The following is a 23,039-nucleotide window of genomic DNA, read 5'->3' as shown; positions in this document are numbered from 1 at the left end:
ATGCCCGAGCCATCCAGCTTTTCCAAACAGGATTTCGAGCGGCTGGCGGACTTCCGCTACCGGCTGCGCCGCTTTCAGCGTTTCAGCGAGGAGGCGGCGCAGCGCCACGGCATCACCATGCTGCAATATCTGCTATTGCTGCAGATCAAGGGCTTTCCCGGCCGCGACTGGGCCACGGTGGCGGAACTGGCCGAAAGGCTGCAATCGCATCACCACAGCGTGGTGGGCCTGATCAGCCGCTGCGAGCAGCAGCAATTGGTGGCGCGCAGCCCGGGACGGGACGACCGCCGCTGCGTGGAAGTGCGGCTGTTGCCCAAGGGCGAGGCGCTGGCGGAGCGGCTGGCGCGCGAGCATCGCGAGGAGTTGCAGGCCTTGCGTCGGCTGGGCGATGTACTGTCGCTGGACCACTTGCTGCAGTCTGGAGATTGACGCCGGCGCGGTGGATTTTGCCATGATGCTCTGGCATGATTTCGCCATTGCCCCGGCCGTGGAGAAATGTCGTGAACATACTGTTGGTGGAGGATGACCTGGCGCTGGGCGAGGCGCTGGGACAGGCGCTGCGCCAGGGCGGATTCCGCACTGTCTGGGTGCGGCGGCTGAAGGAGGCGCGCACCTTCCTGGCCGAGGAGCCGCAGGACGCGTTGCTGCTGGATCTTGGTCTGCCCGACGGCGAGGGCCTGCATCTATTGCAAGAGTTGCGCAGCCAAGGCTCCGCCCTGCCGGTGATCATCCTGACCGCGCGCGACGCGCTGGAAAGCCGGCTGGCCGGCCTGCACAACGGCGCGGACGATTATCTGATCAAGCCCTTCGCCATTCCCGAGCTGCTGGCCAGGCTGCAGGCGGTGACCCGCCGCAGCAGCGGCTTCGTGTCGGCCAACTGGCAGATCGGCGATTTGTGCATCAATGCCGACACCCGCGAACTGTCGATGAGCGGCGCGGCGGTGGCGTTGTCGCCGTCCGAGTTCGCGCTGGTGTTCGAACTGGTGCGCAAGGCCGGCAAGGTGGTCAGCCGCGAGCATCTGGTCGAGCACCTGTGCTGCGAATCCGACAACGCCTTGGAAGTACATGTCCACAATCTGCGGCGCAAGCTGGGCTCGGACTGGATCCGCACCATACGCGGCGTCGGCTATCTGCTGCCCAAGCCCGCATGATCATGCCCTCCCTGGCCAGGCGCTCGCTCTATCGGCGGCTGCTGTGGACCAGCCTGAGCACCATACTGGCGGTGTGGCTGGTCTTGTTCGCCTGGTTTTACTGGGAAGTGACCCGGGTGGGCTCCGGTTATCTGGACGGCGATCTGCGCGGGCTGGCGCGCTCGCTGGGCACCGTCTACAGCGCCGACATCAAGACCGGCGAACGCGTGCGCATCGTCGATCAACTGATAGGCCAGTTCGGCCACGGCTACAGCGAAAAACCGCCGCTGCGCAGCGAACTGGCCTACCGCATCGTCGACAAGCGCCAGCACTTGCTGGCGGTGTCCAATACCTGGCCGGAACTGGAACTGCCGATACGCGCCGATGCGCCGGCCAACCAGGGGCGCTGGCGCATCTTGATGGTCGACGCCGTCGACGCGCCGGTTCAGGTGCAGCTGGCGGTGGCGCGCAGCTTCGTGCAGCGGGTGCAAGCCGAGATCCTGGTCTTCTTCCTGATGCCGCTGATCGCGGCTGTGCCCATCATCATGCTGCTGCTGCGCGTCGGCTATGGCCGCGCCTTGCAGCCCTTGGCGTTGCTGGCGTCCACCATCACCTCGCGCGATGTGCAGTCAACAGCGCCGCTGGCCTGCCCCGATCCCGAATATCAGGAACTGCGGCCGGTGTTCAATTCCGTCAACGAGTTGCTGTCGCGGCTGGCCACCTTCCGTGAAGGAGAGCAGCGCTTCTTCGCCGACGCCGCGCACGAGTTGCGCACGCCGCTGGCGGCGATAGGCGCGCAAGTGCATTTGCTGGCCAGGGCCGAATCGGAGCAGGAGCGGGCGGCGCTGGCGGCCTTGCTGGACGCCAGCATCGCCCGCAGCGGCGAACTGGTGGGCAAACTGCTGACCTTGTCGCGGCTGGACGCCGAGTCGGCGCAGGTGCGCTCCGAGCCCTTCGACCTGGCGGCGCTGGCGCGCGCGGCCTTGTCGCGGCACGTGCCGCACGCGCTGGCGCGCAATATCAACCTGGCTTACGACGGCGAGCAGGCGCTGCCTTGCCGCGGCGACGCCAGCGCGATGGACGGCTTGCTGGACAATCTGCTGGACAATGCGATTCGTTATTGCCCGGACGGCGCTTCCATCAATGTGGAAGTCAATGCCGGCTTCGCCAGCGCGCGGCTGGCGGTGCTGGACGATGGGCCGGGCATCGCGCCGCAATGGCGCGAGCAAGTGCTCAAGCGTTTTGTGCGGCTGCCGGACAATACCGTTACCGGCAGCGGTCTGGGCCTGGCCATCGTCAAGCGGGTGGTGGAACTGCACGGCGGCAGCCTGCTGTTGACCGATGGTCTGAACGGCAATGGCCTGGGAGTGGAAATTCGACTGCCGCGCAGCATGGTGGTGGAAGAGGCATGAGTCTTTTCGAAGCCGCGCTCGCCGCGTCGGGCTTCATGAGGCGCGGCGGGCTGTGGCGGGTGTTGACGGCGCATGGTGAATCGCAGGCGGCAAACCAGGCCCGGTAAGAGCCTGTCCAAGGGCTCGCTCTGGCTCGCGAGATCATGAACAGCTTCCAGAACGGGCCTGGTTTGCCGCTTTTCATGGCGCGGTCTTGTCCGCGCCCTCCCAGCCGCCGCCCAGCGCGGCGATCAGATTGACCGCGGCCAGCAGTTGCTGGCGGCGCGCGGCCAACACCCCTTGTTCCGCCTGCACCTGGCCCAGCCGCGCGCGCCATTCCGCCTGGCCGTCGCTGAGGCCGACGCCGCGCGCGTCGCGCTCGGCGCGCAGCCGCAAGCTGGCGTCCAGGTATTGCCGTTGCCTGGCTTCCTGTTCCGCCTTGGCGAAATGGCTGGCCGCCGCCGCGTCCTCGACTTCATACACCGCGCGGGAGATGGCGCCGTGCCAGGCCGCGTATTGCTCGGCGGCGGCGGAGCGCGCGCGCTGAGCCTCGGCCTTGCGCTTGCCGGCGTCGAACAAGGGAATATCCAGCTGCGGCAGCAATGACCAGTTTTGCACCTTGCTGCCGCGCAAGCCGGACCAACTGCCGGCGCTGATGCCCAGGCCGCCGCTCAAGGTCAGCGACGGCCAGCGGGACGCCTCGGCCTCGTCGGTGCGCGCGCGGGCGGCATCGTAACGGGCTTGAGCCGCCACCAGGTCAGGCCGGCGCTGCAGCAGCCGGGCCGGCACCTCGCCGCCCACTTCCGGCAGCCTGAGCTCGCGCAGCGGCCGCGCCGGCGGCAGCGCGCAGGCGTCCGGCATCTTGGCGGCCAATTGGCACAGGCTGCGCTCCACCCGCGCCAGCGCGTCGCGCTGCTGGGTCAGCTGGCGCGCGGCCTCGCTGGCCTCGCTGTCCGGTTCCAGCAATTGCCGGCCGCTGGCCAGGCCGACGCGGCGCTTGGCGGCGACGCCGCCCAGCAGCCGCTGGCGCAGCTGCGTGTTTTCCCTGGCCAGGTCGACATCGGCGATCAGCTCCGCCCGCGTCAGCCACAGCTCGGCGGTTTGCCGCGCCAGGCTGAGCTGCAGCGCGTCGCGGTCGCCGCCGCTGGCCTTGAGATCGGCGCGTCCGGCGCGCACCGCGGCGCTGATTCGGCCGCGCAAATCCACCTCGTAAGCCAGCGCCAGCCGCGTGCTGTAGCGGGTGCTGGGGTTGGCGGTGTCTTCGCCCACCTCGCCCAGGTCGAACTTGGACAGCTTGCGCCGCTCCACTGTTTGCTCGAAGTCCTGCTTGGGATAGCGGTCGGCGTTGACCACGCCCAGTTCGGCGCGGGCGGCGTCCAGCCGCGCCAGGCTGGCGGCCAGATCGGTGTTGCCGGCGCGCACCGTGGCGATCCACTGGCCGAGGCCTGGGTCGCCGAAGCCGTCCCAGGCCTGGGCGTCCGGGCTGTTGCCGGGCAGCGCCTGGCGGTAATGCTGCGGCAGCGCCGGCGCGGGGCGCGCGGCTTCCAGTCCGGCGCAGCCGGCGAGCGCCAGGCTGAGCAGCAGAACTATCGTTTTTTTCATGGCTTGCCCGCCTTGCCCGGACGGGCGATGCGCACCAGCACCCGCTGGCCGATGCGGATTTCCGGCGCGTCCACCAGCGCCAGCACGCATTCGATCACCCGCACATCCTGTTTCTCATTCGGGTCGTCGTTGTCCGGCCGGTTGCCGAACACCTGGCCCAAGCGCAGCACCTTGGCCTTGTAGACCTTGGTTTCGTCGGCCTCCAGCGTCACCTCGGCCGCCTGGCCCGCTTCCACCGCGCCGACATAGCGTTCTTCCAGGTCCGCGCGCACGATGCGCGGCGAGTTGGGGGCGAACATGAACAGCGGCGTCACGTTCAAGGTGGAGGTGCCGTCGCCGGGGCGGGCCTGGCGGCGGATGATGCGGCCGGCCAGCGGCGCGCGCACCACGTGTTGATCCACTTCCAGCTTGCTGGCCGCCACTTGCGCGTCGGAGGTGGCCACCACCGCCTGCTGGCGCGCCAGTTCGGAGGCGCTGAGCTTGACCTGGTCGCGGGCATTGTCCTTTTCCTGCCTGGACACCACTTCGTCGCCGCTGAGCGCGGACACGCGCTGCAGTTCGCGCTGGGCGATGGCGTGCTTCACTTGCAGCAGCGTCAGCGCCTGGCGCGCCTCGTCGCGCTCCTGCTCGCGCACCTTCATCGCCAGATTGGCCTCGCGGTCGTCGATGCGGGCCAATACCGCGCCGGGTTTGACCTCGGCGCCTTCTTCCACCAGCACTTCGCGAATGATGCCGGCGCGCGGCGCGGCGATATTGATCACGCCGCCCTCGATGCTGACCCGGCCCTTGGCGATGGCCGCCCAGGGCGATTGCTGGACCGGGGCGGGCGGGGGCGGTTCGGAGCAGCCGTTCAACAGCAGGCTCAGCGCCAGCAGCAGGGCGAGTCGGCGCGGGGTCTTGGGCACAGGGCTGCTCATGCTACCTCCATCGGGGTGTTATGGACGCGCAGGTCTTTGACCACTTGGCCGTCCTCAAGGGTGATGACGCGGTCGGCGTGTTTGATCAGGCGGTTGTCGTGCGACACGCCCAGCACCGTGGTGCCTTGTTCCTGGGCGATTTGGTGCAAGAGGTCGATCACCACCTGGCCGTTGTGGCTGTCCAGCGCGCTGGTGGGTTCGTCGGCGAACATCAGCTTGGGGCGCTTGACCAGCGCGCGCGCGATGGCGACACGCTGCTTTTCGCCGCCGGACAACTCCATTGGCCGCAGCTTGGCGCGCGGGCCCAGGCCCACCAGCTCCAGCACTTCCTGTGCGCGCTTCTCGGCTTCCGGCTTGCTGATCTTGGGTCCGTAGTTCAGCGGCAGCAGCACGTTTTCCAGCGCGGTCAGCGAGGCGAACAGATTGAAGCCCTGGAACACGAAGCCGCAGTTCTCCAGGCGGAAGCGGCTGAGTTCCTCGATGGAACGCCGGGTCAGTTCCATGCCCAGCGCGGTGACGCGGCCGGAGCTGGGCGGCAGCAGGCCGGACAGCACCGACAGCAAGGTGCTCTTGCCGGAGCCGGACGGGCCGATGATCAGGGTCAGCTCGCCGGGCAGGATGGATAGCGAGATATCGTTCAGCACGGTCTGCTCGGTCTTGCCGTTGCTGAATGAGCGGCTCAGGTTTTCGCCGACGATGGCGGGAGAAGCGGACATGGGTGTCTCCTTAGCGCAATAGGGTGGAGGGTTCGGCCTGGTTCAGCGCGCGCAGCGCGGACAGTCCGGACAGTAGGGCGATGCCCAGCACCAGGGTGCCGGTGGCCACGCAGCCCCACAGCGGCACTTCCAGCGCGATGTGGGCATGACGGGCGGCGACCACCAGCAAGGCGCCGACCGCGGCGGTAATCACCAGGCCGGCCAGGCCGACCCAGAGAGACTGTTCCAGGATCACGGCGCGCAGCGAGGACGAGGACACGCCCAGCGCGCGCAGCGTCGCGTATTCGCGCAGCGCGGCGACGATGGCGGCCATCAGCGTCTGGCTGGTGATGACGATGCCGACCAGCAGGCCGAGAGCGGAGGAAAACAGGAAGCCTGAACCGGCGCCGGATTCGAACAGCCAATAAGTCTGCGATTGGGCGGAGAACTCGTCGGCGGTCCAGACCTGGTACGGCTTGAAGCTGCCGCTGGGTTGCAGTTGGTCGCGCACCAGTTCGGCGCGCAGCGGGTCGCGCAGCCGCGCCAGGAAGTAGTCGGTGGCGTCGTTGCGCAGATTGGGGTCGATGCGGCGCGCGGTGGTCAGCGAGGTCAGGATGTTGGCGCCGCCCATCGCGCGCATGCCGTTGACGGTGCCGCCGATGCGCACCCGCTTGCCGCTTAGCTCGGCGTAATCGCCGATCTTGACGCCCAGCTTCTCCAGATCGCTTTCATCCACCAGCACCGTGCTGGGCACGGTCAGTTGCTGGCGCAATTCCGGGGTCAGCAGGGTGGCGAAGGTCATCGCCTGCGGTCGCGGGTCGATGCCGATCAGCACCGCGCTGAGCTTGCCGCCCTTGGGGCGCTGCCAGTCCGCCATGGTCCAGGTGAAGCGTTCCACCGACGTGACCTCCGGGTGCGCCCACAGGCTGTTCTCGGTCTTGCCGGGAATCGGTCGGGCCAGGTCCACGCTTTGGGTGGCGGGATAGCCCACCCAGAGATCGGCGCTGGAGCGGTCGATGTAGACGCCGACGGAACTGAACATGCCCAGAAGCAGGCTGAGCTGCACTTGCACCAGCAGGCCGGCAAAAGCCACCGCCAACACCGCGGGCAGGAAACGGCGCCATTCGTAAATCAGCGAGGCGCGGGCCAGGGAAACCATGGTCAGGCTCCCGCGCCGTGGCCGGAAATGCGAAGGGGATGAATAACTTGGGGCATGACTGTCTCCTGGATGAAATGGCGCCAGTATGCCTATCGCGGCTTAGGGTTATCTGAGCGCCGAGAACCAGCGCTGGCGGGCGTTGTTAAATTAACGACCTTAAATGAATAATACCAGTGGTATTAGTCTGTATATGTATTTAACGCGAGGCTTAGTATCTCCCTGTTCTTAATATTGGCTCAGAATTCACTCAGAAAGGCATTTTATTTTAATAATTTTATTTTTTTGCTGTGAAAAAAATGCAATAAATAATGCTTTTGGCATTCGGTGTGCCAATAATGGTACATTATAAAAATCAATTACTTATGATTTGTTTTTGTGATTTTCTCCACAGGCATGGAGGTAAGATTATTAACTTCAAGGATGGGCTAAGGAAATGCTAAGATTTCAACGTCATAATTTCCCGTAACCCTGGTTTGAACAGTTTTGTCCAAGAGGGTTTGGCTCAGTTTGGTATGGGCTTTGGTGGTTTTGATTGCGAGTGTAATAGAGCGCGTTTGGCGGTTGGCGAACGCGAATTCGATCCAGGCTTTGCGTGCGGGACCGGATTTAAAGAAGGGCAGTCGATTCAGACCGTTCTCGGTTTGCGATTGCGATTCCCGGTTGGTGCGCGGCGGCAAGCGAATGATGCGAAATAGCAGGTTCACCGCGGGAGGAGCAATGAGCAAGACCTTAGCTAGCAGGATAGGACCGGGCACGGTGGATATCGCGATAGTGGGCATGGCCAGCCACTTTCCCGATGCGGCCACCTTGTACGATTTCTGGACCAATGTCGTCGACAAGAAAGACGCGCTGAGCGATATCGATCAGAAGGACGGCGACGAATACTGGCGCAAGGCGGATTACTACAATCCGGACCCAAGCGCCGCCGACAAAACCTATGGCCATCGCGCCGGCTTCGTGCCGCCGATTGATTTCGACCCGGTGGAATTCAAGCTGCCGCCGCTGATGCTGGAGTCCATCAGCACCGCGCAGATCTTCGCCTTGCACGTGGCCAAGCAGGCGATGCTGGACGCACGGCTGGTGGGCGACAACGCGCTGCCGGTGGATAAAGACCGCGTGGGCGTGATCCTGGGCGGCGCCGGCAACGGCAACACCTCCTTCTCGCTGGCCTTCCGCCAGCAAGAACCATATCTGCGCAAGGTGCTGAACCACGCCGGCCTGCCGACCGCGGTGGCCGACGAGGTGATCGACCGCGTCAATCATCTCTATCTGGAATGGAACGAGGACAGCTTCCCCGGCTTCCTAGGCAACGTCGCCTGCGGCCGCATCGCCAGCTACTTCGACCTGGGCGGCACCTCTTACATGGTGGACGCCGCCTGCGCCAGCAGCCTGGCCGCGATCAAGGCGGCGGTGGGCGAGCTGGTGGACGGCAGCTGCGACGTGGTGCTGACCGGCGGCGTCAATCTGGAAAACTCGATCTTCTCCTTCCTGTGCTTCAGCAAGACCCCGGCCTTGTCCAAGAGCAATCTGTCGCGCCCCTTCGACGAATCCTCGGACGGCATGATGCTGGGCGATGGCGTCGGCCTGCTGGTGCTCAAGCGCCTGGAAGACGCCGAGCGCGACGGCGACCGCATTTACGCGGTGATCAAATCCTTGCAAGCATCCAGCGACGGCCGCGCCAAGAGCATTTTCGCGCCGCGCCACGAAGGCCAAGTCAAGGCGATGCAGCGCGCCTACGAACGCGCCGGCATTTCCCCGGCCGAGATCCAGTTGGTGGAAGCGCACGGCACCGGCACCCAGTCCGGCGACGAAACCGAGATCAAGAGCCTGCGCGCGGTGTTCGAGGCCGGCGGCGCCCAGCCTGGCTCGGTGGCCATCGGCAGCATCAAGTCGCAGATCGGCCATACCCGCTGCGCCGCCGGCGCGGCCGCGATGATGAAGGCCGCGCTCAGCCTCTATCACAAGGTGTTGCCGCCCACCATCAACGTCGTTCAGCCCAGCCGCGCGCTGGCGGACAGCGCCAGCCCCTTCTATGTCAACGTGGACAGCCGCCCGTGGCTGCGCCCGGTGAACGGCGCGCCGCGCCGCGCCGCCTTGAGCGCCTACGGTTTCGGCGGCACCAACTACCACTCCATCATGGAAGAGCATCAGGCGCGGCCGCAGGGCGATTTCCGCCTGAACCTGCGCCCGGAAGTGGTGCTGCTGCACGCGGAAAGCCCGGCGCAACTGCTGGCGCTGGCCGAGCGCAAGCTGGAGTCCTTCCGCGCCGAAGACGCTGGCTACCAGTTCCGCCTGCATCAGGGCGCGGCGGCGCGCGCGCCGGCCGATTCCGCGCGCCTGGCCTTCGTCGCGGGCTCCGCCGAACAAGCCGCCGGCCTGCTGGACGAGGCGATCAAGCTGCTGCGGGCGCGTCCGGACCAGGATTGGGAGCATCCGCAAGGCATTTACTACAAACACGCGGCGGCGCCGTTGGCCGGACGCGTGGTGGCCTTGTTCCCCGGCCAGGGCGCGCAATACGTGAACATGGGCCGCGACATCGCCAACGACTATCCGGCGGTGCGCGAAACGCTGGAAGGACTGGACGCCGTCGCCGCCGCCGGAGGACTGCCGCTGCCGTCCGCGTCCATCTTCCCGCCGCCGGCCTTCGACGCCGACACCGCGGATCGTCAGATGGCGGAGCTGACTCAGACCCGCACCGCGCAGCCGGCGATAGGCGCGATCAGCGCCGGCTATTTCAAGCTGCTGCGCGAACTGGGCCTGCGGCCGGACTTCCTGGCCGGCCACAGCTACGGCGAAGTGACCGCTCTGTGGGCGGCCGGCGTGTTGAGCGACCAGGATTTCTACCGGGTGTCGCTGGCGCGCGGCGCGGCGGTGGCCAGCCCGGTGCCGGGCGGCGAGCCGGGCGCGATGCTGGCGGCCTCGCTGCCGGAGAGCGAGGCCAGCGCGGTGCTGGAGCGCTTCCCAGAGCTGGTGGTGGCCAATTACAACTCGCAGCAGCAACTGGTGTTCGGCGGCGCCGGCGACATCATCCGCCAGGCCAATGAATTCCTGGCCGAGCGCAAGGTGCGCAGCCAGGTGCTGGCGGTGTCGGCGGCCTTCCACACCGACTTCGTGCGCCACGCTTGCGCGCCGTTCGAGGCCAGCCTGGCGGACATTCCGTTCCAGGCGCCGCAAGCCGCGGTGTACTCCACCGCCAGCGGCGAACGCCACGCCGACGATCCGGCCAAGATCAAGCAATCGCTGATCGGCCAACTGGTCAGCCCGGTGCGCTTCCAGCAAACCATAGAACGCATTCATCAGCAGGGCGGCTATTTGTTCGTCGAGATCGGCCCCAAGGGCATTCTCGGCAAGCTGGTGGCGGACATCCTCAAGGACAAGCCGCACGCGGTGGTGTCGCTGAACCCCAGCGCCAACGGCGAGGAAGCCCTGCAATTCAAGCGCGCGCTGGCGCGGCTGGCGGTGGAAGGCGTGGAACTGAGCTCCACCGATCCGCAGGCGGCGCTGCCGGTGGTGGCCGAGCCCAAGAAAAGGGCGCTGAGCTATGCGATGAGCGGCGGCTTCTTCTACTCGGAGAAAGCCAAGCATCGCCGCGCGCACGCGATGCGCAAGGATACGCGCGTCGTCGACGCCTTCATCGGCGAGCGGCTTGCCGCCAGCTCGCCGCCGCTGGCGCCGCCGACGGAGCGGGATAGTACGGGAGGGGCGCTCGAAAAACCGTCGCGAGCGGTTCGAGAGCAAGACGCACCGCGCGCAGCGACCGAGATAGTACAAGGAGTAGAGCGAGGGAGCGAGCACGGAGCAACGCAGCTATCGGACCGCGTGGCAGGTTTTTCGAGGTCCCCGGTAGTGGTGGAAACTTTGGTCGACAACAGGGACGACATGATGTGGCTGGAGCCCATCCATGTCATTAGCGGAGAGGGAATCATGCAACGCAGCAGCTCGGACAACGAAGTATTGAGCGTATTGGACGCGCAGATTCAGGCGCAGAACATGCTCAGCCAAGTTCACCAGCAATTCCAGCTGAACCAGAAGGACTACATTCAGCTGCTGGATTCGCTGATGACCAAGCAATACACCTTGCTGGAGAAATTCCAGGGTAGCCAGCAATTGAGCGAGGTCGTGGCCAGCCTGGGCCAGAGCCTGCAGCTGCTGGACAAGAACCAGGAGCTTTACCACGTCAACCACGAGCACTATTTCGACAACCAGCAGGCCTTGCTGGGCGCCGACACCGGCGCTCGCGGCGGCCAGGTAACGGCTCGCCTGCAACAGCGCGCTCCGCTGGAAGTGAGCTTGCCGACGCCGCGCGCCGCGGTGGAATTGCCGGCCGCCGCGCCCCTGGCTCAGCCGGCAGCCGCGCCCGTGGCCCCGGTGGCTCAAGTGAGCGCGGTGCAGGCGCCCAAGCCGACGTTGCAGGAGATTCCGCAAGCCGCCGCGCCGGCCCCGGCGGCCGCGCCCGCTCCGGTTGTAGCCGCGCCGGCCGCCACCGCGATCAGCGCAGCAGACCAAGCGCTGATCCAGCGCTTCGAAGCCCTGACCGAGGCCGACCTGATCAAGCAACTGATCGCCATCGTCAGCGACCGCACCGGCTACCCGGCCGACATGATCAATGAAGAAATGGATCTGGAAGCCGATCTGGGCATCGACTCGATCAAGCGTCTGGAAATCTTCGGCGCCATGTTCGACCAACTGTCCGCCGAAGTGCCGCACTTCCAGGACATGGAAAAACAGAAGGACATGGAAACCTTCGACATCGACGCCTTCAGCAACATCCGCAAGATGGGCGGCTTCTTCAAGCAGACCATCTCCGAACTGCTGACCGAGCTGAAGCAGGGTGGCGCCGCCGCTCCGGCCGCGGAAGCCGCTCCGGCTCCGGAGGCCGCGCCGGCCCCGGTCTCCAGCGAACCCGCCTTGCACGAAACCCCGGCGGCGGAGGCCAAGCCCTTGCGTCAGTTGGGCGTGGTGTCGTCCACCAAGAAGCTGGTGTCCGACGTTGCCGTGGAGGACTCCGCAGCAAAAAAATCCCTAGCTGAGCCCCGGGAGACGGCATCTGCCCTCGCTCAGCAATCCCCTGTAAGTGATGCCCATACGGTAACCGCGTCCATCCATCGTTTTCAGGCGCGGAAACAGGCTTTGCCCAAGCCGGACCTGCTGGAGCTGGCCGCCGGCCGGCTCTGGCTGCTGACCGACGACGGCAAGGGTTTAAGCGAAGAAGTGGCCAAACAGCTGCTGGCCCACGGCCAGCAGGTGGCGCGGCTGGTGTTCAAGTGGCAGCAGGCCAAGGGCCAGCGCAAGGCGATCAAGCACGTCAACGACTACGTGCTGGAACGCGCCGACGAGCTGGCGCTGGAAGACGTGCTGTCGCGCATCGCGGTGGCCGAAGGCCAGGTGGGCGGTTTCATCCACCTGCAAGCGCCGGCCGGCAACGTCAAATCGCTGGCCAACGCCTTCGCCGCGGCCGAGTACGACACCGCGCAGGCCTTGTTCCTGCTGGCCAAGCTGCTGCAGCCCTCGCTGGCGCAGCCCGGCCCCGGCCGCGCGTGCTTCTTCGTGGCCAGCCAGTTGGACGGCGAGCTGGGCACCGCCCGGCGCGCCGCCTTCCCGGTGGCCGCTGCCAGCGTCAGCGGCCTGTGCAAGGCCTTGAACATCGAGTGGGAAGACGTGTTCTGCCGCAGCGTGGATTTCGATCCCAAGTGCGGCAGGAACGCCATCGCCGCGATGCTGCTGGAAGAGCTGCGCGACGTGCAGTCCGACGTGGCCGAAGTGGGCCGCGGCGCCAAGGGTGAGCGGATGACGCTGGGCTTCGAGGCGGCGCCGACCGACCCGCAGGCCGTGGCCGGCATCGACGCCAAGACCGTGTTCCTGGTCACCGGCGGCGCGCGCGGCATCACCGCCGAGTGCGTGATCGCGCTGGCCAAGCGTTATCCGGCCCGCTTCGCGCTGCTGGGCCGCACCCGCATCGACGCGCCGCTGCCGGAATGGGCGGAGGGCGGCGGCGAAGTGGCCGAGCTCAAGGCGCGCGCCATCCGCCACCTGCAACAGCTGGGCGAGACGGTGACCCCGGTCAAGGTGGACGCCTTGCTCAAGGAGCTGCTGCAACTGGCCGAGGTGCGCGCCACCATCGCCAGCATCGAGCAGGCCGGCGGCCAGGCCATCTATCTGGCTTGCGACATCGGCGACGCCAAGGACGTGGCGCGGGCGGCGGCGGAGGCGCAGCGGCAGCTGGGTCCCATCCGCGGCATCATCCACGGCGCCGGCAACCTGGCGGACAAGCGCATCGAGAAAAAGACCCCGGCCGATTTCCGCTCGGTGTTCCACACCAAGGTGAAAGGGCTGGAGAACCTGCTGGCGGCGGTCAAGCCGGACGGTTTGCGTCACCTGGTGCTGTTCTCCTCGGTGTCGGGCTTCTTCGGCAACGCCGGCCAGACCGATTACGCGATGGCCAACGACGCGCTGAACAAGTTCGCCTATCTGTACCAGACCCTGTACCCGAAACAGCAGGTACGCAGCATCAACTGGGGTCCGTGGGACAGCGGCATGGTCAACGACGTGCTGAAGAAGGCCTATGCCGACCGCGGCCTGGCCATCATCCCCACCGCCATCGGCGCGCAGTTCTTCGTCGATGAGTTCGCCGCCGGCCTGGTGCCGCAGGTGATCGTCGGCGGCGGCAGCTACAAGGTGGGGCGCAAGCAGAAGACCCTGCCGGCGCTGACCCGGGTGGAGCGCGAGCTGGACCCGGCCGTCAACGGCTTCCTGGGCGACCACGTGGTGGGCGGGCAGCCGGTGCTGCCGGCCACCGCCGCGGCCGGCTGGATGGTGCAGCTGTGCGAAGACCTGTTGCCGGGCTACCGGCTGGAGACGCTGGCGGACTTCCGCGTGCTCAAGGGCGTGGTGTTCGACGCCGGCGAGCAGCGGCGCTTCATCGCCGAACTGCGGCCGGTGGCCGAAGCCGGCGGCAACGGCGACCGCCACACGCTGGAAGTGAGCATCTTCAACCAGGTGGACGGGGCCGCGCTGAACCGTTACCAGGCGCGGGTGACCATGAGCCGGCTGGCGGCGGAAGCGCCGCTGGACGGTCCGCAGGCGCCGGCGGGCGCGCCGCTGGAGCATGCGCCGCTGTACGGCGACATGCGCGACGGCGCCTGGCTGTTCCACGGCCCGGCCTTCCGTGGCGTGCAGTCCTTGTTCCGTCTCGACGGTCAGGGTCTGCAAGCCGGCGGGCGGCTGAGCGCCACGGCCGGGCAGGGGCAGTTCCCGGTGAACTCCTTCAACCCCTACCTGGCGGACGTGGCCTTGCAAACGCCGCTGATCTGGCTGATGTCGCAGTCGGACAAGGCCGGGCTGCCGCTGCAGATCGCCGAGTGGCGGCAGTACGCGCCGCTGGCTTTCGACCAGGCCTTCTATCTGAGCATGGCGGTCACGGCGCAAACCGCGACCACTCTGCTGGCCGACGTCACCGTCCACGGCGCCGACGGCAAGGTGTACAGCAAGCTGTCCGGCTTGCAGTTCACCGTGTCGAAGAAGCTGCGGCAGCTGATGTGCGACCCGGAGGCCAGCGTGGCGGTGTGACGCGAGCACGGCGGCGCCCGCGGGCGCCGCCGGTCCGGAGCGCGGCGACGCGTTCCGGCAATACAGCCGAGTCGTGGTGGCGGAGGGGTCGCCTTGCCGCCGCCGCGCTCGAAATCGGCCCGCGCCGGTTCAATCCTGATCCCGCGCCGCCGCCCGCCGCCTCAATAGCGGCCGGCGGCGGAGGGGGACGGTTGCGCCCAAGGTTTGGGAATGTTGGCTCTACTTTCAGGATCTGTTGACGTTTGTTTTTCGCGGGGGAATGCAAACGTCAACAGATCCAAGACATGGATGCACTATGGAAGAAATCGCCATTATCGGATTAGGCTGCCTGTTTCCAGGCGCCGAAACGCCAGAACAGTACTGGCGCAAGCTGCTGGAGCGGCAGGATTGCACCTCGGAATTGAGCCGGGAAGAGCTGGGCGTGGACCCGGCGCTGTATCGCCATCCGGTGCCGGGCACCGCCGACAAGATCGCCTACAACAAGAACGGCCATGTGCGCGGCTTCAAGCTGGACGCCGGCCGCTACCGCCTGCCGGCCGCTCAGCTGGAGGCGCTGGACCCCTTGTTTCAGTGGACGCTGTACGCGGCGGAACAGGCTTTGATCGACGCTGGCCAGGGCGCCGCCCACAGCGCCGAGGCGCTGGCGCGCTGCGGCCTGATCATCGGCAATATCGGCATGCCCACCCATGCCGGCAAGAAGCTGCTCAATGGCTTCTACCAAGGCATCCTGGAGCCCTATGTCCAGGAACTGCTGCAACGCGAGGATTTCCATTTCCGTCAGCCCTGGCAGGCGGAAGGCTTGTCCGATCTCAATCTGATGACCGGCAGCCACAACGCCACGCTGGCGGCCCAGGCGCTGGGCCTGGCCGGTCCCAGCTTCGCGCTGGACGCGGCTTGCGCCTCGGCCTTGTACGCCATCCGCGTGGCCAGCTATTACCTGCAGAGCGGCAAGGCCGACCTGATGCTGGCCGGCGCGGTCTGCCACGCCGACCATATCTACATCGATCACGGCTTCAACGTGCTGCAGGCCTTCCCGGCCGACGGCCAGTCGGTGCCGTTCGACCGCAATTCCCAGGGCCTGAAGGCCGGCGAGGGCGCCAGCGTGATCGCGCTCAAGCGCTACGCCGACGCGGTGCGCGACAAGGACCGCATCTACGGCGTGATCGAATCCATAGGCCTGTCCAACGACGGCGGCGCCAAGCATATCCTGGTGCCCGACCTCAACGGCCAGCTGCTGTCGCTGAAGCGCGCCTACGACGGCGTGGACAAGAACATCGACTATCTGGAATGCCACGCCACCGGCACCCCGGTGGGCGACCAGGTGGAGCTGGGCTCGGTGGAGACCTTCTTCGCCGACCAGGCGCAGCGGCCGCTGATCGGCGCCAACAAGGGCAATATCGGCCACATGCTGACCGCTTCCGGCATGGCCAGCATCCTCAAGGTGCTGCTGGCGATGCGCAGCGGCGTGATTCCGCCGACGCTGAACGTGGAAGACATGGTCAGCACCCCCAATGGTCAGCTGGACATCAGCCACGTGGTGCGCGACACCACGCCGTGGCCGCAGCGCGGCCAGGCCAAGCGCGCCGGCATCAATGCCTTCGGCTTCGGCGGCGTCAACGGCCACATGGTGCTGCGCGAACACCGCGCCGACACGCCGGTGACCGCCTGGCCGCAACTGCCGGCCGAGCAGCAAAGCCTGGCCATCATCGGCGTGGGCGTGGCGCTGGCCGACACCGAAACCCCGGACGCCCTGTTGCGGACGGTGGCCGAGGGCCGCAGCCACTTCCGCCCGCTGCCGCGCACCCGCTGGCTGGGCCTGGAGCAGCGCGTCGATGTGTTGGGCGCGCGCGGCTACCGCCAGGCGCCGGCCGGCGCCTATATCGAGCAGTTCGACTTCGACTGCAAGCGCTTCAAGCTGCCGCCCAAGGTGGTGGGCAGCCATCTGCTGTCGCATCTGTTCCTGATGCCCATCGCCGAACGCGCCTTCCACGACGCCGGCTACCAGCTGGATGGCCACAAGCGCAATATCGCCGTCATCGTCGCCGGCGATGTCGACTACAGCTGCTCGCGCTATCAGGCGCGCAACGAGATGGCCTGGCAGGTGCGCGACAGCCTGGCGCACAGCGGCATCTCGCTGAGCGAGGCGCAGACCGCGGCGCTGGAAACCATCGTCAAGGACAGCCTGTTCCCGGAACCGTATCCGGAAGGCATCACCGGCGGCATCGGCAATGTGGTGGCCAGCCGCATCGCCGCCCACCTGAAGCTGGACGGCCCGGCCTTCTCGCTGTGCGCGCATGAAAACGCCGCCTTCAAGGCGATAGAGCTGGCGCAATTCATGTTGTCCGAGCAATTGGTGGACGCGGTGATCGTCGCCGGCGGCAGTTTCGCCGGCGGTCTGGAAAACGTGTTGTGGGCGCCGCGTCGCGGCGCCGGTCATGCCGAAGTGCCGGTGGGCGAGGGCGGCGGCGTGGTGGTGCTCAAGCGCGAGCAGGCGGCGCTGGAAGCCAAGGACCGTATCTACGCGGTGATGCGCGGCCTGGCCATCGGCCATGCCTGCGGCGACAGCACCGAGTTCCAGCCGGTGGCCGACGCGGTGGCGCGCTCGGCGGCGGCGGCCTTGCGCCAGGCCGGCGCCGATCCGGCTGCGGTGGGCTATCTGGAACTGAGCGGCGGCGCGCTGGCCAGCGACAATCTGGTGGAACTGGACGGCCTGACCCGGGTTTACCGCGACAGCCGCGTCGCCGCCGGCTCGGTGGCCGCCAACTACGGCCAGCTGGCCTCGGCCCAGGGCATTGTCAGCGTGATCAAGGCCGCGTTGTGCCTGCATCACCGGCAACTGCCGGCGGCGGCGGCGCTGGCCGCCTATCCGGCAGACGCCTTGCGCGCCGCCTTCGGCACGGCCAAGACCGACGCCGCTTGGCCGGCGCCGGCCGACGGCCTGCGGCTGGCGGCGGTCAACAGCCTGGGCCTGGACCGTGGCTATGCCCACATGATTCTGCAAGAACCCAGCGAGGCCAATCGCCAGGAAGCGAAGACGCCGGCGCTGCCGGCGGCGGCGGGGCCGGGCCTGGTCGCCACCGTGCACACTGGCCGCGAGCACACCATCGCCGAGATGATAGTCAACGACGCCAACCGCGCGCTGTTCGGCACGACCCGGCCCTGGCTGCGCGCGCAGCCGGCGGCGGAAGCCGCGCCGCCGCAGCCGGCCGACGGCGAGGCGCCGGTCTTGCAAAGGCAGCACAGCCGCCAGGCGCAGACCCAGCTCAGCTATCTGCAGGCGGAGCAGCGCTTCTACCAGCGCATCGCGCAGCTGCTGGGCGCTGGCGCGCCGGCCGGCCAGCGCCGCGCGGTCAAGCCCAAGGCCGTGCCGCCGCGTCCGCGCCCCTTGTTCGACGAGGCGCAGCTGGTGGAGCTGACCGACGGCTCCATCGCCAAGGTGCTGGGCCCGGATTACGCCGAGGCCGACAACTACCCGATCCGCACCCGCATGCCGTCGCCGCCGTATATGTTCGCCTCGCGCATCACCGCGCTGTCGGCGCAGCCGGGCAAGCTGGAGCCGTGCTTCATCGAGTGGGAATACGATCTGCACCCCGACGCCTGGTACGTGTCCGACGGCCTGGTGCCGGCCTTCGTGTCGCTGGAAGCCTCGCACGCGATGATCGTCGCCTTCACCTATATCGGCTGCGACCAGCTGTTCAAGGGCGAGCTGCGCTACCGGGCGGTGGACAGCCAGACCACGGTCTACGGCCCGCTGCCCAAGGCCGGCGAAGTGCTGCGCGGCCGGGTCAACATCAAGTCCTTCCTCAAGGTGGGCAAGAGCGTGCTGATCGCCTACGAGTATCTGTGCTACGTCGGCGATAGGCTGAGCTTCAAGCTGGAGGCCAATTCCGGCTTCTTCCTGCCCAAGGAAATCGAGAAATCCAAGGGCGTCAACACCGCGCCCTATCTGAAGGCCAAGCAGCCGGCCGAGCCGTTCCAGCCGCCGCTGCGCTGCCTGCGCGAGTCCTTCGACAACAGCCATATCGAGGCCCTGCAGCGCGGCGACTTCGTCGCTTGCTTCGGCGACGCCGCCTACGCCACGCCGCGCGCTCCGCGCTTGTACGCGCCGGCGGCCAAGATGCTGGACCGGGTGGTGTCCATCTCCGCCTCCGGCGGCGCCTTCGGCCTGGGCGAGGTGGTGGCCGAGCGCGACATCGACCCCAGCCACTGGGTGTTCCGCGCCCACTTCAAGAACGACCCGGTGATGCCCGGCACCTTCCTGGTGGAAGGCTGCGAGCAGCTGGTCAAGTTCTACCTGTGCTACCTGGGGCTGTACTCGCTGCCGGGCATGGTGCCGCACGCGCTCAGCCCGCACAGCTACAGCGCCAAGTTCCGCGGTGAAGTGAAGTGCGAGGCCGACACCCTGCGCTACCGGCTCACCTGCAAGTCCATCCACTGCGATTACCAGGCCGACGGCCAATTGGAGCGGATGGCGCTGGTCTTCCTCGCGGAAATCATCTACCGCGGCAACGTCATCGGTATGTGCGACAACCTAGGCGCCGGCTTCAGCCGCGCGCCGGCAGCGGCGGACGCTTCGGCGCCGGCGCTGACAGCGATAGAGGCATGAATGAACCAAGACAAGCTTTGCGTGGCGCCGCGCTTCGCGGCCACGGTGTACAAATGGCAGGGCCATGCCGGCAAATTCCAGCAGACGCCGGAACAGGCCCAGGCCCAGTTGCTGGAGCTGGCGCGGCCGCTGCACGTGCTGCGCCAGCAGGAGGCGGTGCTGCTGGAGCCGGCCGGGGGGCTGGCCGGCAACGGTCAGGTGGATTGCCTGGGCATCGTGCCGGCGATGCTGCCGGAGTACTTCGGCGATCCGTCCTTCCTGCGTGACTATGGCGTGCGTTTCGCCTATTACGCCGGCGCGATGGCCGGCGGTATCAACTCCGAGGACATGGTGATCGCGCTGGGTTCGCGCCGCATCCTCAGCGCCTTCGGCGCCGGCGGCCTGACCCTGGAGCGCATCGGCAGCGCCATCCGCCGCATCAAGCAGGCGCTGCCCAATGGCCCGTACGCGATCAACCTGCTGCACAACCCCAGCCAGCCGGACTGGGAGATGAACTGCGTCAAGCTGTTCATCGAGCAGGACGTCAAGGTGGTGGAGGCCTCGGCCTACGTCAATCTGTCCGCCGCCATCGTCTACTACCGGGTCAAGGGCCTGGAAGCCGGCGACAAGGGCGCGGTGATCCGCCGCAACCGCGTGATCGCCAAGGTGTCGCGCCGCGAAGTGGCGCAGCACTTCCTCAGCCCGGCGCCGGAGAAGATCGTGCGCAAGCTGCTGGCCGACGGCCTGATCAGCGAGCGCCAGGCGGAATTGGCCAAGAAAGTGCCGATGGCCGACGACATCACCGTGGAAGCGGATTCCGGTGGCCACACCGACAACGGCTTGCTCAGCTGCATCTTCCGCTCCATCGCGGAGCTGCGCGACGAAATCTGCGCCGGCCGGGGCTACCCCTTCACCGTGCGCGTCGGCGCCGCCGGCGGCATCGGCAGCCCGCACGCCACGCTGGCGGCGTTCTCGCTGGGCGCCGCCTACGTGGTCACCGGCTCCATCAACCAGGCCTGCGTCGAAGCCGGCACCTCGGACCCGGTCAAGCAATTGCTGGGCAAGGCCAAGATCGCCGACATGGCGATGGCGCCGTCCGCCGATATGTTCGAGCTGGGCGCCAAGGTGCAGGTGCTCAAGGGCGGCAGCATGTACGCGGTGCGCGCGCAGAAGCTGCACGGCCTGTACAAGCAGTACCCCGGCCTGGAGCAAATCCCGGCCGCCGAGGTGGCCAGCCTGGAACAGCAGGTGTTCCGCCAGCCGCTGGCCCAGGTGTGGGCCGACACCGAGGCCTTCTTCGCCGGCCGCGGCAACCAGACGCTGATAGACGCCGCCAACGCCAATCCCAAGAAAAAGATGGCGCTGCTGTTCCAGTGGTATCTGGGCCAGTCCTCGCGCTGGGCGATTTCCGGCGTGGCCGAGCGCGCGGTCGATTACCAGATCTGGTGCGGCGCGGCGATGGGCGCGGCCAACGAGTGGCTGCAAGGCAGCGAGCTGGCGCCGGTGGCCAAGCGCAAGGTGGCCGACATCGCGGTGGAGCTGATGGCCGGCGCCGCCTATCTGAGCCGCGTCGCCGCCTTGCGCCAGCTGGGCGTGTTGACGCCGCAGCGGCTGGACCGCTACCGCCCGCTCAGCGCCCGCATGGCGGCGCTGGACGAGGACGACAGCGGTCCCGAACCCGAATTGAATGACATCCCGTCATCAACCGTAGCACCAACCGTAGCATCACAGGGCAAGCAAGAGGAGAGCAGGAATATGGAAGGCAATACCAAGCTGTCGCTGATCAAATCCAAGGACTTTTACAAGCAATGCTGGGAGCTGCTGCCGGGCGGCACTCATTACAACTTCGGCGACCCGGAACGGCCGCTGGTGGTGCCGTTCAATCGCGGCCGCAACTCCCGGGTCTGGGACCTGGACGGCAATGAACACCTGGACCTGTTCTGCAAATTCGGCGCGCTCTTCGTCGGCCACCACAACGAGGCCTATAACGAAGCGCTGATCCGCTACATGCAGAAAGTGACCTCGGTGGACACTTGCGACCTGGAAGTCGAAGTCTGCGAACTGATGGTCAAGCACATTCCTTGCGCCGAGATGATCCGCTTCTGCCTGAGCGGCACCGAGGCGGTGCAGAACGCGCTGCGCCTAGCGCGCGGCTTCACCGGCAAGCAGCGCTTCATCCGCTTCCACGGCCACTACCACGGCAACGCCGACAACATCATGGGCGGCCGCAAGCGCCAGGACCTCAGCTTCCCGGTGCCGGAAACCTTCAAGGGCGACCTGCTGGACACCCTGGGCCGCGCCGACGGCGCGCTGGAAGACCAGTCCTTCATGCTGCCGTGGAACGACATCCAGGTGCTGGAAGCCACCATCGAGCGCTACCACAATGAAATCGCCGCGGTGCTGATGGAGCCGATCTGCGTCAACGGCGGCGGCATCTTCCCGCGCGAAGGCTATCTGGAGCGCGCCAAGGAAATCTGCGAGAAGTACAACATCGTGCTGATCTTCGACGAGATCATCACCGGCGTGCGCCTGGGTCTGTCCGGCGCCCAGGGCATCCTCGGCGTGACCCCGCACCTGTCCACCTTCGGCAAGGCGCTGGGTGGCGGCTCGATGCCGATCTCCGCCATCGCCGGCCGTCGCGACATCATGGACCTCTACACCCGCGGCAAGGTGATCCACGCCGGCACCTTCAACGGCTATCCGCTGGGCCTGGCCGCGATCAAGAGCACCTTCGAGCTGATCGAACAGGATCCGGGTTGCTACGAGCGCATGGGCCGCTTCACCGAGCAGATCTCCGACATCTTCGTCAAGGCCGCTCACGCTAACGATCTGCCGCTGGTGGTGCAGGGCATGCCCACCGCGCTGGTCTACCACTCGCAGGACACCATGGTGGACCGCTCCGAGGGCTACAGCGACAAGGTCAAGTTCTGCGACATCATCATCCGCGAGATCTCCAAGCGCTACGGCATCCAGTTCTCGCCGCTGTCGCGGATCTACTCCAACCTGCTGATGAACCAGGACGATGTGCGCTTCTTCGAAGAACGCATCTTCGACGCCATGGCCAACGCCCGCAAAGTGATCGACATCGCCTTCAAGGAAGGAGAGGTGGCGTGACCCGGCAAGTCGCGGTCGTCACCGGCGCCGCGGGCGGCTTCGGCAGCGCCATCGTCAAGTCGCTGCTGGACGTGGGCTACGCGGTGGCGGCCACCGATGTGGACGCGGCCGCGCTGGAGCAGCTGGGCCGGGAGCTCGGCTGCCCGGACAGCCTGCGCGGCTTCGTGATGGACGTGACCGATTCCGCCAGCGTGGACGCCGCCAGCGCCGCCATCGTCGAGCGCATGGGGGTCAACATCACGGTGTTGGTCAACAACGCCGGCGTCATCGGCCGCGGCTACTGCACGGCGGAGAAGAGCGGCGAACTGGCGCGGCGGGTGTTCGACGTCAACCTCAACGGCGCCTTCAACGCCACCGCGGTGTTCTCCCGCCACATGGCGCGGCTGAAGTACGGCCGCATCATCAACATCGCCTCGGTGGCCGGCATCTGGGGCGCGGCCGGCGGATCGGCATACGCCGCGTCCAAGGCCGGGCTGATCAAGGCGTCGGAGTCCTGGGCGCGGGAGCTGGGGCCGCTGAACATCAGCGTCACCGCGATCGCGCCGGGCATCTGCAAGACCAAGATGCTCAACCAGTTCGTCGACCGCCAGATGGTGGAGCAGTCCGACGACGCCATCGTCAAGTCCATCGTGCCGGTGGGGCGCTGGGGGCTGCCGGAGGACATCGCCGAGGTGGTCACTTTCCTGGCCACCTGCAAGACCAACTATCTGAACGCCACCGTCATTCCGCTGGATGGAGGCATGCGGGTAGGAACCTTGTAAGAACGTGTTTGCGATCTGCCGCGCGTCGGCGGGATGGATGGAAATGGGCGTTGAAACCAAGCTCAGTGCTCATGTACCACGTGTACATTCCGCTTTTTCGCTCGTTTTCGCCTCGTCTC

11 protein-coding genes are annotated in these 23,039 nt (G+C 66.9%); 7 read left to right on the top strand and 4 right to left on the bottom strand.

Annotated features, from left to right (window positions below; genetic code table 11):
• From ACE3QM_RS11310 to ACE3QM_RS11300, 3 genes are all read left to right on the top strand, one after another.
• Positions 1 to 429 (top strand): MarR family transcriptional regulator, encoded by a 429-nt coding sequence (locus ACE3QM_RS11310; RefSeq protein ID WP_374421924.1) that lies wholly within the window; start codon positions 1 to 3, stop codon positions 427 to 429.
• A 71-nt stretch (positions 430 to 500) separates the two neighbouring features.
• A complete protein-coding gene (locus tag ACE3QM_RS11305; RefSeq protein ID WP_048410703.1) occupies positions 501 to 1,151 on the top strand; it encodes a response regulator in 651 nt (216 codons plus the stop codon).
• Positions 1,148 to 2,542, top strand: coding sequence for an ATP-binding protein (locus ACE3QM_RS11300; RefSeq protein WP_374421922.1), 1,395 nt, complete (start codon positions 1,148 to 1,150; stop codon positions 2,540 to 2,542). Before ACE3QM_RS11305 ends, ACE3QM_RS11300 begins: the two co-directional genes overlap by 4 nt.
• Before the next feature lie 180 nt (positions 2,543 to 2,722).
• Here the strand turns inward: ACE3QM_RS11300 and ACE3QM_RS11295 are convergent, their stop codons facing one another.
• From ACE3QM_RS11295 to ACE3QM_RS11280, 4 genes are read right to left on the bottom strand one after another with little or no spacing between them, the layout of a single operon-like run.
• Positions 2,723 to 4,123 (bottom strand): efflux transporter outer membrane subunit, encoded by a 1,401-nt coding sequence (locus ACE3QM_RS11295; RefSeq protein WP_374421920.1) that lies wholly within the window; start codon positions 4,121 to 4,123, stop codon positions 2,723 to 2,725.
• Positions 4,120 to 5,040 carry an HlyD family secretion protein gene (locus ACE3QM_RS11290; protein ID WP_053074455.1) on the bottom strand — a complete coding sequence of 307 codons (921 nt, stop codon included), beginning with the start codon at positions 5,038 to 5,040 and terminating at the stop codon, positions 4,120 to 4,122. The genes ACE3QM_RS11295 and ACE3QM_RS11290 overlap by 4 nt, the downstream gene beginning before the upstream one ends.
• Positions 5,037 to 5,756: an ABC transporter ATP-binding protein gene (locus tag ACE3QM_RS11285; RefSeq protein ID WP_048410700.1), complete on the bottom strand. Its 720-nt coding sequence runs from the start codon at positions 5,754 to 5,756 to the stop codon at positions 5,037 to 5,039. The genes ACE3QM_RS11290 and ACE3QM_RS11285 overlap by 4 nt, the downstream gene beginning before the upstream one ends.
• Before the next feature lie 10 nt (positions 5,757 to 5,766).
• On the bottom strand, positions 5,767 to 6,894 hold the full coding sequence (locus ACE3QM_RS11280; protein WP_048410699.1) for an ABC transporter permease: 1,128 nt from the start codon (positions 6,892 to 6,894) through the stop codon (positions 5,767 to 5,769).
• A 717-nt stretch (positions 6,895 to 7,611) separates the two neighbouring features.
• Here ACE3QM_RS11280 and ACE3QM_RS11275 point away from each other — a divergent pair.
• The 4 genes from ACE3QM_RS11275 to ACE3QM_RS11260 all read left to right on the top strand — a co-directional run bounded on the left by ACE3QM_RS11275 (position 7,612) and on the right by ACE3QM_RS11260 (position 22,920).
• Positions 7,612 to 14,460: an SDR family NAD(P)-dependent oxidoreductase gene (locus ACE3QM_RS11275; protein WP_374421915.1), complete on the top strand. Its 6,849-nt coding sequence runs from the start codon at positions 7,612 to 7,614 to the stop codon at positions 14,458 to 14,460.
• A 295-nt stretch (positions 14,461 to 14,755) separates the two neighbouring features.
• The gene (locus tag ACE3QM_RS11270) at positions 14,756 to 19,066 is read left to right on the top strand and encodes a beta-ketoacyl synthase N-terminal-like domain-containing protein (RefSeq protein WP_374421913.1); all 4,311 of its coding nucleotides are present in this window, start codon (positions 14,756 to 14,758) and stop codon (positions 19,064 to 19,066) included.
• A complete protein-coding gene (locus tag ACE3QM_RS11265; RefSeq protein WP_374421910.1) occupies positions 19,067 to 22,159 on the top strand; it encodes a PfaD family polyunsaturated fatty acid/polyketide biosynthesis protein in 3,093 nt (1,030 codons plus the stop codon). It abuts the gene before it with no gap.
• Positions 22,156 to 22,920: an SDR family NAD(P)-dependent oxidoreductase gene (locus ACE3QM_RS11260; RefSeq protein ID WP_231461342.1), complete on the top strand. Its 765-nt coding sequence runs from the start codon at positions 22,156 to 22,158 to the stop codon at positions 22,918 to 22,920. The genes ACE3QM_RS11265 and ACE3QM_RS11260 overlap by 4 nt, the downstream gene beginning before the upstream one ends.
• Positions 22,921 to 23,039 lie beyond the last annotated feature (119 nt).

Origin of the sequence: Chromobacterium sp., from assembly GCF_041912965.1 — a bacterium.
Classification (GTDB): Bacteria; Pseudomonadota; Gammaproteobacteria; order Burkholderiales; family Chromobacteriaceae; genus Chromobacterium; species Chromobacterium aquaticum.
The sequence above is the reverse complement of the archived record's forward strand: the minus strand, read 5'-3'. Positions and strand labels throughout refer to the sequence as shown.